At 74.2% G+C, this 13,892-nt stretch carries 15 protein-coding genes; 8 read left to right on the forward strand and 7 right to left on the reverse strand.

What is annotated here, in order from left to right; translation table 11 throughout:
* Nucleotides 1–5: 5 nt before the first annotated feature.
* Together EV386_RS14325 and EV386_RS14330 are read right to left on the reverse strand one after the other, a co-directional pair.
* Nucleotides 6–944, reverse strand: a complete 939-nt coding sequence (locus tag EV386_RS14325) for an ABC transporter permease (RefSeq protein ID WP_130416028.1) — start codon at nt 942–944, stop codon at nt 6–8.
* Nucleotides 945–953: 9 nt separating this feature from the next.
* On the reverse strand, nt 954–1,937 hold the full coding sequence (locus EV386_RS14330) for an ABC transporter permease (protein WP_130416029.1): 984 nt from the start codon (nt 1,935–1,937) through the stop codon (nt 954–956).
* A gap of 291 nt (nt 1,938–2,228) precedes the next feature.
* Here EV386_RS14330 and EV386_RS14335 point away from each other — a divergent pair, with 291 nt between their 5' ends.
* The 3 genes from EV386_RS14335 (at nt 2,229) to EV386_RS14345 (ending at nt 4,432) form a co-directional block, all read left to right on the forward strand.
* Nucleotides 2,229–3,263 carry a DMT family transporter gene (locus EV386_RS14335; RefSeq protein ID WP_130416030.1) on the forward strand — a complete coding sequence of 345 codons (1,035 nt, stop codon included), beginning with the start codon at nt 2,229–2,231 and terminating at the stop codon, nt 3,261–3,263.
* A gap of 84 nt (nt 3,264–3,347) precedes the next feature.
* Nucleotides 3,348–3,962, forward strand: a complete 615-nt coding sequence (locus tag EV386_RS14340; protein WP_130416031.1) for a DinB family protein — start codon at nt 3,348–3,350, stop codon at nt 3,960–3,962.
* A gap of 86 nt (nt 3,963–4,048) precedes the next feature.
* Entirely contained in the window at nt 4,049–4,432 is a 384-nt protein-coding gene (locus tag EV386_RS14345; RefSeq protein ID WP_130416032.1) for a RidA family protein, read from the forward strand.
* Here the strand turns inward: EV386_RS14345 and EV386_RS14350 are convergent.
* Nucleotides 4,353–4,922, reverse strand: a complete 570-nt coding sequence (locus tag EV386_RS14350; RefSeq protein WP_423218980.1) for a VOC family protein — start codon at nt 4,920–4,922, stop codon at nt 4,353–4,355. The two genes, EV386_RS14345 and EV386_RS14350, sit on opposite strands and share 80 nt — an antisense overlap.
* A gap of 42 nt (nt 4,923–4,964) precedes the next feature.
* On the opposite strand from EV386_RS14350, the gene rlmC reads away from it, so the two are divergent.
* The gene (gene rlmC, locus EV386_RS14355) at nt 4,965–6,191 is read left to right on the forward strand and encodes a 23S rRNA (uracil(747)-C(5))-methyltransferase RlmC (protein ID WP_130416033.1); all 1,227 of its coding nucleotides are present in this window, start codon (nt 4,965–4,967) and stop codon (nt 6,189–6,191) included.
* A gap of 10 nt (nt 6,192–6,201) precedes the next feature.
* Here rlmC and EV386_RS14360 read toward each other — a convergent pair whose 3' ends face one another.
* The 3 genes from EV386_RS14360 to ddaH all read right to left on the reverse strand — a co-directional run bounded on the left by EV386_RS14360 (nt 6,202) and on the right by ddaH (nt 10,068).
* The gene (locus EV386_RS14360) at nt 6,202–7,848 is read right to left on the reverse strand and encodes a zf-HC2 domain-containing protein (protein WP_165399947.1); all 1,647 of its coding nucleotides are present in this window, start codon (nt 7,846–7,848) and stop codon (nt 6,202–6,204) included.
* A gap of 101 nt (nt 7,849–7,949) precedes the next feature.
* A complete protein-coding gene (locus EV386_RS14365; protein ID WP_130416035.1) occupies nt 7,950–9,029 on the reverse strand; it encodes an ornithine cyclodeaminase in 1,080 nt (359 codons plus the stop codon).
* Nucleotide 9,030: 1 nt separating this feature from the next.
* Nucleotides 9,031–10,068, reverse strand: a complete 1,038-nt coding sequence (gene ddaH / locus EV386_RS14370) for a dimethylargininase (protein ID WP_130416036.1) — start codon at nt 10,066–10,068, stop codon at nt 9,031–9,033.
* A gap of 126 nt (nt 10,069–10,194) precedes the next feature.
* Here ddaH and EV386_RS14375 point away from each other — a divergent pair, with 126 nt between their 5' ends.
* From EV386_RS14375 to EV386_RS14390, 4 genes are all read left to right on the forward strand, one after another.
* Entirely contained in the window at nt 10,195–10,647 is a 453-nt protein-coding gene (locus EV386_RS14375; RefSeq protein ID WP_130416037.1) for an Lrp/AsnC family transcriptional regulator, read from the forward strand.
* Nucleotides 10,648–10,720: 73 nt separating this feature from the next.
* The gene (locus EV386_RS14380; protein ID WP_130416038.1) at nt 10,721–11,161 is read left to right on the forward strand and encodes a MarR family winged helix-turn-helix transcriptional regulator; all 441 of its coding nucleotides are present in this window, start codon (nt 10,721–10,723) and stop codon (nt 11,159–11,161) included.
* Complete coding sequence (locus tag EV386_RS14385) at nt 11,158–12,711, forward strand: MFS transporter (RefSeq protein ID WP_207216543.1); 1,554 nt, start codon at nt 11,158–11,160, stop codon at nt 12,709–12,711. Before EV386_RS14380 ends, EV386_RS14385 begins: the two co-directional genes overlap by 4 nt.
* 131 nt (nt 12,712–12,842) lie before the next feature.
* Nucleotides 12,843–13,436 carry a hydrolase gene (locus tag EV386_RS14390; protein WP_130416039.1) on the forward strand — a complete coding sequence of 198 codons (594 nt, stop codon included), beginning with the start codon at nt 12,843–12,845 and terminating at the stop codon, nt 13,434–13,436.
* 86 nt (nt 13,437–13,522) lie between these two features.
* On the opposite strand, the gene EV386_RS14395 is transcribed toward EV386_RS14390, so the two are convergent.
* Nucleotides 13,523–13,858, reverse strand: coding sequence for a YnfA family protein (locus tag EV386_RS14395; protein WP_130416040.1), 336 nt, complete (start codon nt 13,856–13,858; stop codon nt 13,523–13,525).
* Nucleotides 13,859–13,892 lie beyond the last annotated feature (34 nt).

Genomic DNA, 13,892 nt, shown 5'->3' on the forward strand with positions numbered 1-13,892 from the left:
CCGCTTCACGCCTTGCCTCCCGAGCGCGAGTAGGGGTCGATGGCGTCGCGCAGGCCGTCACCGATGAGCTGCATCGAGTAGGTCAGGGCGACCAGGAAGACCGACGGCGCGATCAGCACCCACGGCGAGGTCAGCACGACCGACTGCCCGGCCTGCAGGATCGTGCCGAGCGACGTGTCGGGCGCCTTGACGCCCAGCCCGAGGAACGACAGCGCCGTCTCGGAGTTGACCGCGCCGACGACGCCCAGCACCGTCTGGATGATGAGCACCGAGCCCAGGTTGGGCACCAGGTGCCGCCGGATGATCGTGAACGACCGCACGCCCATGTAGCGCGCCGCGTGCACGTAGTCGAGCTCGCGCAGCGACAGGGTCAGCGTGCGCAGCACACGCGCGTATCCGATCCACCCGAACGCCGTCAGCGCCAGCGTCAGCGTCAGCCAGCCGCCCGTGCCCGATGCGCTGCGCGTGATCATCGCGATGAGCAGGAACGAGGGGATGACCAGCAGCATGTCGAGGATCCACATGCCGACGCGCTCGACCCAGCCCTCGAAGAACGCGATGGTGGTGCCGATCAGCGCCGCGACGAACGTGATCGCGACCGACGACAGGATGCCGATGAGCAGCGACCGGCCCAGCCCCCGGGCCACGAGCGCGAAGACGTCGGAGCCGCCGGTCGTGGTGCCGAACCAGTGCTCGGCGCTGGGCGCCTGGGCGAGCGCGAGGAAGTCGGGCTCGTCGAAGCGCCACTGCCCGATCATCGGGCCGAAGACGGCGAAGAGGATGAGCAGCGCCAGCAGCACCAGGCCGGCGACGGCCGAGCGCCGTCGGGCGAAACGCCGCGCGATGAGCGCGAAGCGGCCGGTGCGGCGCAGTCCGCCGCCTTGTTCGTCCGCGACGACCTCTGCGGCCGTGGCGGCGGTGACGACGAGTTCTGAGTTCGCCATGGCTCCCCCTCAGCTGATCCGCACGCGCGGGTCGAGCCACGACACGGCGACGTCGGCGGCCAGTGCGCCGACGAGCGTGCACGCGCCGCCGAAGGCCGCGATCGCGACGGAGCCGTTGATGTCGTTCTGCACGAGCGTTGTGATGAAGTACTTGCCCAGGCCGTTGATCGCGAACATCGTCTCGGTGATGACCGCGCCCGTGAACACGCCCGCGATCGAGAACGCGACCATGACCGTCGTCGGGATGAGCGAGGTGCGCAGCGCGTGCTTGCGGATCGCGACGTTGAGCGGCAGGCCCTTGGCGCGGGCCGTGCGCACGTAGTCGGCGTTCATCGTGTCGAGCAGGTAGGTGCGCTGGGTCAGGTGGTAGGTGACGGCGGTGATGACCGTCAGCACGATGGTGGGCAAGATCAGGTGCTGGCCCAGGTCACTGAGCTTGAGCAACCAGTTGTTCCCGTCGTAGCTGTGCAACCCCGTGACGTAGAAGAGGCGGAAGCCGAGCGCCTTGTTGAGGTAGATCGCCCCGATCACGACGAACAGCGCGAGCACCGCCGTCGGCACCACCAGGAAGAACGTCGAGATGCCGCCGAACACGCGGTCCTGCCACTGGTACTGGCGGATCGCGGTGTGCACGCCGAGGCCGACGCCGATGACGATGCCAAGCACCGTGGCGAGCGTGACGAGCTGGACCGAGGCGCCGATGCGGGTCGCGATGGCGCCGGCCACGGGCTCCTGGGTGGGGCTCAGGCCCCAGTTCCAGTGCAGCACGATATTGGTCAGCCACGTCCAGTACCGCTCCAGGAGCGGCGTCTGGTCGTTGATGTTCGCCGCGGTGAGCGAGGCGTTGATCGACGCCATCGGCGGGCGGGGGTTGCGCGCAAGGTAGTTCGAGCGCGGATCCATGAAGAACGACGCCAGAAAGTACGTGAGCGACGTCGCGAGGAACAGCATCACGACGTAGTTGAGGACGCGACGCGCGAGGAACCGCACCATCAGGCGCTCCGCCCAAGGACCTGGTCACACCGGGGCATTCCAACCTCTGTCTGGCTCTTGGGGGCTTGATGAGCCGCCGCTTAACCGTCTGTTAACAAACCGAACGAATCGGCGCGAGCAACTTACGCCCGACACGGGTGCGCCTTGAACCACGCTCGGCGCACAGGGCGCCACCGCGGACGTCTCAATGGGTGGGAAATCGGCGTCATTGCTGGCCAAACACGAGATGACCCACTATGTTGCGATTCGGTCACGATGTCCTCGATGGGCGTCGCTTTCTAGACTCCGGTCATGGCTGATGACCCGACGTCCCGGCGGAGCACCGCTGCGCGCGAGCGACCACCGGTGCTCGGCGTCACCCTCGCCGTCCTCGCAGGGGTCGGCGCGGCCACCCAATCACGCGTCAACGGCACGCTCGCGGACCGCATCGGCTCGGGCTTCGAGGCGGCCGTCATCTCGTTCGGCTCCGGCCTGCTCGTGCTCACGCTCGCGCTCGCGCTGTGGCCCGGCGCCCGCGCCGCGCTGCGGCGCGTGGTCCGTGGCCTGCGCGGCGAGCCCGGCGCCGGCCACGGTCTGGGCGGCGTGGCGCCGCGACTGCGCTGGTGGGAGTGTGTGGGCGGCGCGGCGGGCGGGTTCTTCGTCGCGACCCAGGGCCTGACCGTCGGGACGCTCGGCGTCGCGGTGTTCATCGTCGCGATCGTGGCCGGTCAGTCGGTCAGCTCGCTCGTCGTGGACCGCCTCGGCCTCGGCCCCGGGGGCGTGCGCCTGATCACCGTGGGCCGCGCGCTCGGTCCGGTGCTCACCGTGGCCGCGGTCGCGGTCTCGGTGTCGGGCTCGCTGAGCGCGCCGGGAGCCCTCGGGCTCGCGCTGCTGCCCCTGCTGGCGGGCGCGGGCTCCTCGTGGCAGCAGGCGGTCAACGGACGTGTGCGGGCCGTGGCGAGCGACGCCCCCGGCGGCGCGGCGCCCGGCGTCTGCGCGGCGACGTTCCTCAACTTCCTCGTCGGCACGGCCGTGCTCGCGGTCGCGCTCGTCATCTCGCTCCTCGTCCAGGGCCCCCCGCGCGGCACGCTCCCGTCCGAGCCGTGGCTCTACGCCGGCGGGGTCCTGGGCATCGCGTTCATCGCGATCTCGGCGGCGATCGTGCACCGCATCGGCGTGCTGCTGCTGGGCCTGGGCATGATCGCGGGCCAGGTCGTCGGCGCCCTGCTGCTCGACGTCGTCACCCCGGGCGTCGACCCGCCGGGACCGGCGACCTATATCGGGGCGGTCCTCACGCTCGTCGCCGTCGCGGCGCCCGCGCTGCTCCACCGGCGCCCCGCGCCCTGAGCAGGTGGCGAGTCGCGCTGAGAATCGCTCTGAGGTTCGCGATGGGGGTCGCGCTGGAGCCGAGCGCGGTGGCACGGTGGGCGCATGACGCCACGCCTCGACCCGAAGCACGCTCTGCAGGACTACCTCCAACGCGCCCGCGACGCGCTCGTGTGGAAGGCCGAGGGCCTGTCCGAGCGTGACCTGCGCCTGCCGCGCACCGCGACCGGCACCAACCTGCTCGGGCTGATCAAGCACTGCGTCGCCGTCGAGGTGGGCTACCTCGGCTACACCTTCGACCGGCCCTGGCCCGACCTCGACGAGATTCCCTGGCTGCGATCCTGGGTCGACCCGAAGACGCCCGAGATCGCCGAGGAGGACCTGTACGCCACCCGCGACGAGTCGGCCGCGTGGCTCATCGACCTGTACCGCCGCGCCTGGGCGCACGGCGACGCCACCATCGCCGCGCTCGACCTCGACTCCCCCGGCCGCGTGCCGTGGTGGCCCGCCGAGCGCGCCGACGTCGACCTCCACCTCGTGCTGGTCCACCTGCTCGCCGAGCTGCACCGCCACGCCGGGCACGCCGACATCGTGCGCGAGGGCGTCGACGGCCAGGCCGGGGTGGGCAAGGCGCACTCCAACCTGTGGACAGCCGAGGACGACCGGCCCGCCTACGTCGCGCGGCTGCGCGAGATCGCCGAGGGGTTCCCGGCGCAGTGAGGTGCGCGTTCGTGCGGCGCGGCGCACGCGTGCGCAATACCGTCATGTGAGATGGCCTGCGATCCGTCCCGGCATGGAGGTCCCTCGTGATCGAACGCGTCGATCCCGCGTCGCTCTATCACAGCCCCGCGTTCGCGCAGGGCTCGATCGCCCCATCAGGCCGCACGCTGTACGTGAGCGGTCAGAACGGCGTCGACGCCCGCGGGGCCATGGCCAGCGGCGTCGTCGCCCAGGTCGCCCAGGCGATCGCGAACGTCCGCGCGGTGCTCGCGGCGGCCGGGGCCACGCCCGACGACGTCGTCAAGCTCACCATCTACCTGGACCAGCGCGTCACCCCGCGCGAGGCGTACGACGCGGCCGTCGAGGCGTGGGGGGCACGGCGCACAGCGGTCACCGCGCTCCTGGTCGCCGGGCTCGCCGTGCCGGGCGCGCTCGTCGAGATCGAGGCCGTCGCGTCGCTGCCGGACTGACGCCGCCGGCCCTGCCCCCCGCCGGCCCTGCCCCCCGCCGGCCCTGCGCCCGCCGGCCCTGCGCGCGCCGACGCCGTCGCGCCGCTACGCCACGAAGAGGCAGAACGGGTGCCCGGCCGGGTCGGCGAGCACCCGCAGGGGCTCGGCGGCATCGTCCGACTGATCGAACAGCAGCGCCCAGCGCGATCGCCCGCTCGGTCTGCTCGTCGAGCGCGGCGACGTCGGGCACGGTGGAGTCGAGGTGGAGTTGCTGCGGCACGTCGGGCGCGGGCCACGTGGACCTCGCCAGCGCGTCGACCTGCTGGAACGCGAGTTGTGGCCCGGCCGGGTTGCGCAGCACGAGCCAGTCCGCGTCGTCGTCACGGCCCTCGGGCGGGGGCTCATCGCCCGCGCGGTACTCCAGACCGAACAGCCGTCGGTAGAACTCGGCGAGCCCGCGCACGTCGGTCGTGTCGAGCACCACCTGCGCGATCAGCGGATAGCGGGTCATCGTGGCCTCCTGCCCGCCCACGGTATCGGCGAGAATGGCTCGGTGCAGTGCCACCACTTCGACGCCGGGCGCTGCCGCTCGTGCACGCTGCTCGACGTCGCCTACCCGACGCAGGTGGCCGACAAGGAGCGGCACGTGCGCGACCTGCTCGCCCCCGTGCTGGGCGCCCGCGCGCGTGACGTCGCGTGGCTGGCGCCTGTGACGAGCGCCGAGGGCGGGTTCCGCAACAAGGCCAAGATGGTGGTCACGGGCAGCGTCGAGCACCCGGTCATCGGCATCCTCGGGGCGCTGCCCTCGGGCGAGGCGGGCGGCGTCGACCTGACCGACTGCCCGCTCTACCCGCCCACGCTGCAGGCGGCGTTCGGTCCGCTGGCCGAGCTCGTCACCCGCGCGCGGCTGCAGCCCTACGACCTGACGCCGGCACGCGGGCGCGTCACACCGCGCGACGCCGCCCGACGCGGCGAGCTCAAGCACCTGCTGGTCACGGTCTCGCCCGCGGGCGAGCTGATGGTGCGCCTGGTGCTGCGCTCGCAGGAGCCGGTCGCGCGGGTGCGCAAGCACCTGCCGTGGCTGCGCGAGGCGCTGCCGAGTCTGGCGGTGCTCAGCGTCAACCTCCAGCCCGAGCACAAGGCCGTGCTGGAGGGCGAGCGCGAGATCGTGCTGACCGAGCGCGAGACCCTGCCCATGACGCTGCCGGGCGCGGCGGGCGAGTTGACCCTGCACCTGCGCACGCAGTCGTTCTTCCAGACCAACACCGCCGTCGCCGCCGCGCTGTACCGCCAGGCGCGCGCATGGGTCGACGACGCGGCGCCCGCGAGCCTGTGGGACCTGTACTGCGGCGTCGGCGGGTTCGCGCTGACGTGCGCGGCGCCCGGACGGCAGGTCATGGGCGTCGAGCTCAGCGCCGAGGCGGTGGCGAGCGCCGAGCTCACGCGCGCCGAGCTCGGCGCGTCGCCCGAGGGGGCCGCGGCGATGGCCGGGGTGCGGTTCGCCGCGGGCGACGCGACGGCGTACGCGCTCGCCGCCGCGCCGGGCGACGCGCCCGAGCTCGTCATCGTCAACCCGCCCCGGCGCGGGGTCGGGCCCGAGCTGGCGGACTGGCTGGAGGCGTCGTCGGCGCGCTGGGTGCTCTATTCGAGCTGCAACGCCGTGACGCTCGCGCGGGACCTGGAGCGCATGCCCTCGCTGCGGCCCGAGCGAGCCCGGCTGCTCGACATGTTCCCGCAGACCCGCCACTACGAGGTGCTCACGCTCCTGACCCGCGGGTAGCCCGCGATCCTCACCGTCCGCCGAGCAGCGGCGACAGCGTCGCGGTGGTCCCCTGCGGCGCCGGGTCGGTGAGGGCGAAGGTGACCTCCCGCTCGGCGCACGCGACGCTCGACACCAGCCACGAGCCCCGCTCGACGCCCCACACGCCCACCGGAGCGGTCCACACGAGCACCCCGTGCCTCGCCAGATCGGCGCGCTGACCGGCGTCGAGCGTGGCGTCGGCCGTGGTGAGCGCGTCCCCGCGGCCCGTCCCGACGCCGGGGGCCGTGACCGCGTAGACGGTCAGTCGGTCGCGGCCAGGCGCCGCGCAGTCGCCGGACGGGACGACGACGGTCAGCGTCGAGGCCGTGACCGGATCGGGCGGAGGCGTCGGGGTGGGGGTGGAGGTCGACGGCGTGTCCGACGGCGGCGTGGGCCTCGGGCTCGCCGTCGGCGTCGGCGTCGGGCTCGCCGTCGGCGTCGGCGTCGGGCTGGGCGTGGACGTCGGGCTCGGCGTGGGCGTCGGGATCGGCGTGGGTGCCGCCCCACCCGGCGCGTCGGGCTCGCCCGGCGCCTCGTGTGCTGGGGAACCCGCCGCCGGAGAGTCCCCCGCGGGAGAGGCCGCCGCCGCGTCTGCGCCGTCGGCCCGCCCGCGCGAGTCGAGGGCCGAGGCTGACCGCGAGCCCGGGTCAGCGCCCGCCCGAGGCGTCGGGGTGGGCGCAGGCCACGTGCGCGCCGTCGACTCGTCCGCCGTCACACCGAGGTCGGCGCTGAGGTCCGCGCCGTCCGCGCCGTCCGCGCCCGAGTCTGCGGCAGGGTCCGCGGCAGGGTCAGCGCCAGGATCGGCGTCGGCGCTCCGACTGGCGCCCACCCCACCGTCCAGCGACGCGCCCGCCGCGGCGTCGGCGTCGGCGCTCTGGCCGCTGAGCGCCAAGGCCGCCGCGACGACCGCCCCGACCACCACCACGCCCGCGGCTGACCCCACCACGGCGGTCGCTCGCGTCCCCGCGCCGGTCAGCTCGCGCAACGCGTCGCCCGCGCGGTCACGCGCTCGCCCGACGACGGCGCCGACGGCGCCCAGCAGTGCGCCCCACCCACCGCTCGCGCCCGCCGCGGCGGCGCCCAGGACGACCGGTCCGGCGCCCACGACCACCGGTCCGGCGGCCGCGAGGCCGGCCGTGCCGGCGAGCAGCGCGGGCGCGGCGTCGCGCAGCGCCCAGGCGGACTGCCGCACGTCGATGAGGGCGCGCATGCAGCCCTGGCAGCCGAACAGGTGCTCCTCGAGCACGTGCCGGGAGCGGACGGGCAGGCGGTGGCGCAGGTAGTCGTCGAGCCGCGACCGCGTCGCCGAGCAGGCCTGTGGGGCGTGCGGCGAGGTCGCGCGGGCGTGCGCGGCCGCGATGCTCGTGCTCAGCGCGTTCTCGGCGCGCCGGAGCCGACGCCCGATGGCGGCGACCGGCAGGCTCAGGACCGCCGCGATCGCGGCGTCGTCGGCGTGGTCGATGTGCCGCAGCCACAACAGGCGCTGCTCCTCGTCCCCGAGGCTCGCCAGCGCGGCGCGCACCAGGTCGGGGTCGGCCGTGCCGGGATCGCCCGGACCGTGGCCGGGCGCCGCCGCGCGCATCGCGACAAGAGCCTCGTCCACCGTGCGCGGCCCATCGCCCTCGATCGTGGCCACCGTCCTCCGCCCTCGCTCACGCGACGCCGTCGGGGGCCGCCGCGGGCGCCATGATGCCATCCGCGCGCCGGATCTCCTACCCGTGGGCGGTCAGCGCGGACTCAGGCCGAAGCCGCCGACGCGGCGGTGAGCGGAGCGCGGTCTGCGGCTGCGACCAGCGAGAACAGGTCCTTGGGGTCCGATGGCTCGGCCACGAGATCAAGCCACGCGAGCAGCGGGTCGGGCGCCCGGCCCTGCCCCAGCAGGTCCTCGCGCACGAACCGCAGCGTCGTGAGGTCCTCGACGCCAAACCCGACCGAGTCGAAGACCGTCAGCTCGCCCGCGTCGCGCCGGCCCGGCGCCTCGCCCCGCACGATCCGCCACAGCTCCGTGACCGGGAAGCCGGGCGGCAGGTTCTGGATCTCGCCCTCGACGCGCGTCTGCTCCTCGTGCTCGACGACGACGACGCTCGCCCGCCGCAGTGTGGCAGGCTCCAGTTCGGTCTTGCCCGGGCAGTCGCCGCCGATGGCGTTGAGGTGCTGGCCGTCGGCGACGTCGCGGTCGAGCAGCACCGTGGCGTTGCGCTTGTCGGCCGTGCAGGTGGTCACGACGTCGGCGCCGCGCGCCGCCTGGCCGGGGTCGTCGCAGGGCGTGACGTCGAAGCCCAGCGCGGTGGCGTTGCGCGCCACCTTCGCGGTCGCGGCCGGGTCGACGTCGTACAGGCGCAGGCGCTCGACGCCGAGCTCGGCGCGCATGCCCAGCGCCTGGAACTCGGCCTGGGCCCCGCAGCCGATCAGGGCGAGCGTGCGCGCGCCGCGCGGGGCGAGGCAGCGGGCCGCGAGCGCCGACGTCGCCGCGGTGCGCAGCGCGGTGAGGATCGTCATCTCGGCGAGGAACGACGGGTAGCCGTTGTGGACGTCGACGAGCATGCCGAGCGCCGTGACTGTCTGGTAGCCGCGTGAGGGGTTGAGCGGGTGGCCGTTGACGAGCTTGAAGCCGAAGGTCGTGGCGTCCGAGGCGGGCATGAGCTCGATGACGCCGTCGCGCGAGTGCGAGGCGACGCGTGGGCGCGTCTCCAGCTCGGGCCAGCGACGGAAGTCGCGTTCGAGGGCGTCGGTGAGCTCGGCGATGACGCGCTCAGGGCCGCGCCGGGCGACCCAAGCGGCGGTCGCGGGCACGTCGAGGCACGGCACACGTGTCATCTCAGACCTCCAATCCAGCGGCGGCCCCGGTGGTTGAGCCTGTCGAAACCACCCCCACGCGGGGCGCGGTGGTTTCGACAGGCTCAACCAGCGCGGGGCGCAGCGTGAGCGTGCAGCACTTGACCGAGCCGCCGCCCTTACGCAGCTCGTCGAACTCGACGCCCACGGGCTCGAACCCGCGCTCACGCACCTTGGCGCGCATGCCCGTCGCGGCGGCGTCGAGGTAGACGTGCAGCCCGTCGCTCACGGCGTTGAGCCCGAAGGCCGCGGCGTCGGCGGCGTCGGCGAGGATCGCGTCGGGGAACAGGTCGCGCAGCGTCTCGCGCGACTTCGGCGCGAACGCCTCGGGGAGGTACGCGATGAGCGGCGGCGCGTCGTCGCGCCCGTCGTCGCGCCCGTCGTCGAGGACCGCGAGCGCCGTGTCGAGGTGGTAGTAGCGCGGGTCGACCAGGTCGAGCGTGACCAGCGTGACTCCGCGCGCGGCGAGCCCGAGGCGGCGGTCGAGCTCACGGTGCGCGGCGCGCGTCGTGCGCATCCCGGCGCCCGCGAGCAGCAACGGCCCGGCCAGCAGCAGGTCACCCTCGCCCTCGTCGACCTCGTCGGCCTGCCCGAGCGCGGCGCCGCCGGGTCCCAGGACGCCGGCGCGCGCCGCGGCGTCGAACCACCGGGCGTAGGCGGCGCCCTCCGCCCGCCGCTGGGCGTGCAGGAACCGCGCGGCGAGCGCGACGCCGTCGACGACGACGCCGCCGTTCGCGGCGTAGACCATGTCGGGCAGGCCAGGCTCGGGGTCGATGACGTGGACGGTGTGTCCGTGGCGCTCGTACGCCTCGCGCAGCGCCCGCCACTGCGCGAGGGCGCGCGCGGCGTCGACGGGGACCGTGCGGTCCATCCACGGGTTGATCTCGTAGACGACGTCGAAGTGGGTGGGCGGGCACATGAGGAACGTGCGCGGGCGCGCCGTGCGTCCGCCGGGCCGCAGGGTGCGAGCCAGGCCGACGCCGGGCAGCGCCGGGCGCGCGCGCAGGTCGCTGGTCCTCATGGCGTTGACTCTACGGATGGGGCGTTGCGCTCCGAACCCCGGTTTGTTGCGTTCAAACGGCCGTTTGTCGTCCTGATCCTCGCTCAGACAGCACCTTGATGCGGATTCTGCTCGTACGCTGACGCTGTGGACGACCTCAACCGTCGCATCGTCGGGCTCCTGCTGCGTGACGGCCGCGCGACGTTCCAGGAGATCGGCGCCGCCGTCGGCCTGTCGGCCCCTGCGGTCAAGCGGCGCGTCGACCTGATGCGCGCCCGGGGCGAGATCTCGGGCTTCGCGGCGATCGTCGATCCGCACGCGCTGGGCTGGGACATCGAGGCGTACATCGAGATCTTCTGTCGCGGCAACGTCTCCCCCGCCGAACTCCAGCGTGAGCTGGGCGGCATCCCGGAGGTTGTCGGCGTCGCGACGATCACGGGCGACGCCGACGCGATCGTGCACGTCATGGCCGCGTCGATGGCGGGCATCGAGGAGTCGGTCGAGCGCATCCGCTCGACCGGGCGCGTCGAGCGGACGCGGACGTCCGTGGTGATGTCGCGCCTCATCGACCGGCCCGTCCGCCCGCGCGGCGGCGCCTGAGCCACCACCGGCGGCAGGTTCGGGAGCGAGCGCAATTCGACAGGGAGACTGAACAGTCCTACTGTTGTTTCCGATGCCTGACACAACCATTCCCCTCGATCCCACGGACGTCGCCCGCGACGTGCGCACGGTGTTCGCACGCCTGCGCCGCCGCATGCGCGCCGTCGCCGCCAGCGACGCGCTCAGCCCGTCACAGGCCGCCGTGCTCACGCGGCTCGGCAAGGGCGAGGCCGCCACCGCGAGCGCCCTGGCGACCCTGGAGCACGTGCGCCCCCAGTCGATGGCGGCCACGGTCGCCGCGCTGGAGGAGCGCGGGCTCGTCACCCGTGCAGCCGACCCCGACGACGGCCGCCGCCAACTCCTGCGCCTGACCCCGGCCGGGCGCGAGGCGTTCGACGGCGACGTCGCGGCCCGCGCCGAGTGGCTGGCCGAGACGCTGCGCGCGAATCTCGACCAGGCCGAACTGCGCACGTTGGCCGAGGCCTTCGCGCTGCTCGAACGGATCACCCAGTGACCACGAACCACACGGTGACCACGAACCACACCATGACGACCGACCACACCGCTACGACGCCCGCCCCCGCACCGGGCCCCGTCCCTGGCCCGGCCGACGCGCGCTTCCCGCGCCGCCTCGTGGCCCCCATGGTGCTGGGCTCGGTGCTCAACCCGCTCAACACCTCACTGCTGTCGGTCGCGCTCATCCCCATCGGCGTCGCGTTCGGTGCACCCCCCTCGCAGACGGCGTGGCTCGTCAGCGCGCTCTACCTCGCCTGCGCCGTCGGGCAGCCCGTCACGGGCCGGCTCGTGGACGCCTACGGCCCGCGGCGCCTCTACCTCATCGGCGCCGCGATGGTCGGGGTCGGCGGCCTGCTCGGGGCGTTCGCCCCGCACCTGGGCGTGCTGGTCGCCGCGCGCGTGCTCATCGGGCTCGGCACCTGTGCGGGGTATCCCGCGTCGATGTCGCTCATCAAGCGCGAGTCGGCGCGCACAGGCCTGTCCTCACCCGCGAGCCTGCTGGCGGCGCTGTCGTTCGCCAACCAGGTGATCGCCGTCATCGGCCCGTCGCTCGGCGGGCTCCTGGTCGACCTCGGCGGCTGGCGCGCGGTGTTCACCGTCAACGTGCCGTTCGCCGCCGCGTGCCTGGCGCTCGGCGCGCTGTACCTGCCGCGCGAGCCGCGCGCCGCGTCGGGCCCGGCTGCGGGCCACACCCCGACGGGCGCAACGCCACCGGGCCTCACGCCGTCGGGCCTCACGCCGTCGGGCCTCCCGGCGCCGGCGGCGACGCCGCGGCGACACTGGGACCTGGCCGGCATCGGGCTGTTCTCGGCCGCGCTGGTCGCGCTCATGCTCTTCCTCATGGCGCCGTCGGTGGCCCGCGCCTGGCTGCTCGTGGTCGCCGCAGCGGCCGGAGCCGGGTTCGCCCTGCGCGAGCTGCGCGCCCCCGACCCGTTCCTCGACGTGCGCGTGCTCGGCCAGAACCGCCCACTGCTGATCACCTACGCGCGGCAGTTGCTGACCGGCGTCGTCATGTACTCGGTGATCTACGGGCTGCCGCAGTGGCTCGAGCACGGCCGCGGGCTCACGCCCTCGCAGACCGGCCTCATCCTGCTGCCGATGTTCGCCACCGCGATGGTCGGCACCGCGGTGACCCGCAAACAGCGTGGCGTGCTGGGCCGCCTGCTCGTGGGCTCGGCCCTGCAGCTCATCGCGTGCGTGGCGCTGCTCGCGGTCCACGGGTCGACGCCGGTGGTCGTGCTGTGCGTGATCATGGCCGTGTTCGGCCTGCCGCAGGCCCTCAACGGCCTGGCCAACCAGAACGCGCTGTACGACCAGGCCACGCCCGCGCAGATCGGCGCGGCCTCAGGCCTGTTCCGCACCTTCATGTACCTGGGGGCGCTGACGTCGTCGGCCGCGACGGCGTCGGCCTACCGCGACGCCGCCGACACCGCGGGCCTGCACACCCTGGCGGTGTTCGCCGCCGTGTGCGCGGCGCTGCTGCTGGCCACGGTCGTCACCGAGCTCGCCCTGCGCCGTCGGCGGGTCGCGTCGCGCGACCAGGCGTAACCCGGCCCCACCACCCGGCCATCGTGGCCGCCGGCTGCGGCGCGCCACCGCGCCGCCCTCGCCCCACCCCTGCCACCTGCCACCCACTCGGCGCTGCCCTCGGGCGCCGCCCCCACATCACAGGAGCCACCATGCCCGTCACCGCACTCGACCCCCGCACCGCGCTCATCGTCGTCGACCTGCAGGCCGGCATCGCCGGCTCGCCGACCGCGCCGCACGCCGCCGCCGACGTCGTCGCGCGCTCGGCCCGCCTCGCCGACGCCTTCCGCGCCCAGGGTCTGCCCGTCGTGCTCGTGCGCGTCACCGCCCGGCCCGACGGCGCCGACGCCGTCCCCGGACGCACCGACGCCTCGGCGTCGGGCGCGGCGCCGCTCGCCCGCCCCGCGGGCTGGGACGTCATCGTCGACGAGCTCGGCGGACCGACCGGCCAGGACGGCGACATCGTCGTCACCAAGCGCAACTGGGGCGCCTTCTACGGCACCGACCTGGACCTGCAGCTGCGCCGGCGCGGCGTGACACAGGTCGTCATCACGGGCATCGCGACCTCGATCGGCGTCGAGTCGACCGCCCGCCAGGCCGCCGAGCACGGCTACCACGTCACGATCGCGACCGACGCCGTCGCCGACCGCAGCGCCGCCGACCACGAGCACGCGGTCACGCGCATCTTCCCGCGCTTGGCGCAGACGGGCACGACCGAGCAGATCCTGGCGCTGCTGACGGCCTGAGCCAGGGATCGCCCGCCCGCCGGTCGAGCCTGTCGAGACCCCGGGCGGGCGCGCTGGCTCCGGTGGCTCCGGTGGCTCCGACGGGCTCAGCCACCCGGGCGCGGCGCGTACATGATGAGCGCCACCCCCACGAGGCAGACGAGCGCCCCGATCACGTCCCAGCGGTCGGGCCGGAATCCGTCGGCGACCATGCCCCACGCGAGCGACCCCACGATGAACACCCCGCCGTACGCCGCGAGGATGCGCCCGAAGTTCGCGTCGGGCTGCAGCGTGGCGACGACGCCGTACAGCCCGAGCGCGATCACGCCCGCACCCACCCAGGCCCAGCCGCGGTGCTCGCGCAGCCCCTGCCACACGAGCCACGCGCCCCCGATCTCCAGGAGGGCCGCGACGACGAACAGGGCGATGGAGCGCACGGGCACGGTGGCCTCCGAGTGACAGCGGGGCGGGACTCAC

The organism is Xylanimonas ulmi, assembly GCF_004216535.1.
In the GTDB taxonomy this organism is placed as follows: Bacteria; Actinomycetota; Actinomycetes; order Actinomycetales; family Cellulomonadaceae; genus Xylanimonas; species Xylanimonas ulmi.

Bases quoted from the DNA above. Each gene is read 5' to 3' on its own strand.
- EV386_RS14325 (WP_130416028.1), bottom strand. From the start codon at position 944: ATGGCGAACTCAGAACTCGTCGTCACCGCCGCCACGGCCGCAGAGGTC.
- EV386_RS14330 (WP_130416029.1), bottom strand. From the start codon at position 1,937: ATGGTGCGGTTCCTCGCGCGTCGCGTCCTCAACTACGTCGTGATGCTG.
- EV386_RS14335 (WP_130416030.1), top strand. From the start codon at position 2,229: ATGGCTGATGACCCGACGTCCCGGCGGAGCACCGCTGCGCGCGAGCGA.
- EV386_RS14340 (WP_130416031.1), top strand. From the start codon at position 3,348: ATGACGCCACGCCTCGACCCGAAGCACGCTCTGCAGGACTACCTCCAA.
- EV386_RS14350 (WP_423218980.1), bottom strand. From the start codon at position 4,922: ATGACCCGCTATCCGCTGATCGCGCAGGTGGTGCTCGACACGACCGAC.
- EV386_RS14365 (WP_130416035.1), bottom strand. From the start codon at position 9,029: ATGACACGTGTGCCGTGCCTCGACGTGCCCGCGACCGCCGCTTGGGTC.
- ddaH (WP_130416036.1), bottom strand. From the start codon at position 10,068: ATGAGGACCAGCGACCTGCGCGCGCGCCCGGCGCTGCCCGGCGTCGGC.
- EV386_RS14380 (WP_130416038.1), top strand. From the start codon at position 10,721: ATGCCTGACACAACCATTCCCCTCGATCCCACGGACGTCGCCCGCGAC.
- EV386_RS14390 (WP_130416039.1), top strand. From the start codon at position 12,843: ATGCCCGTCACCGCACTCGACCCCCGCACCGCGCTCATCGTCGTCGAC.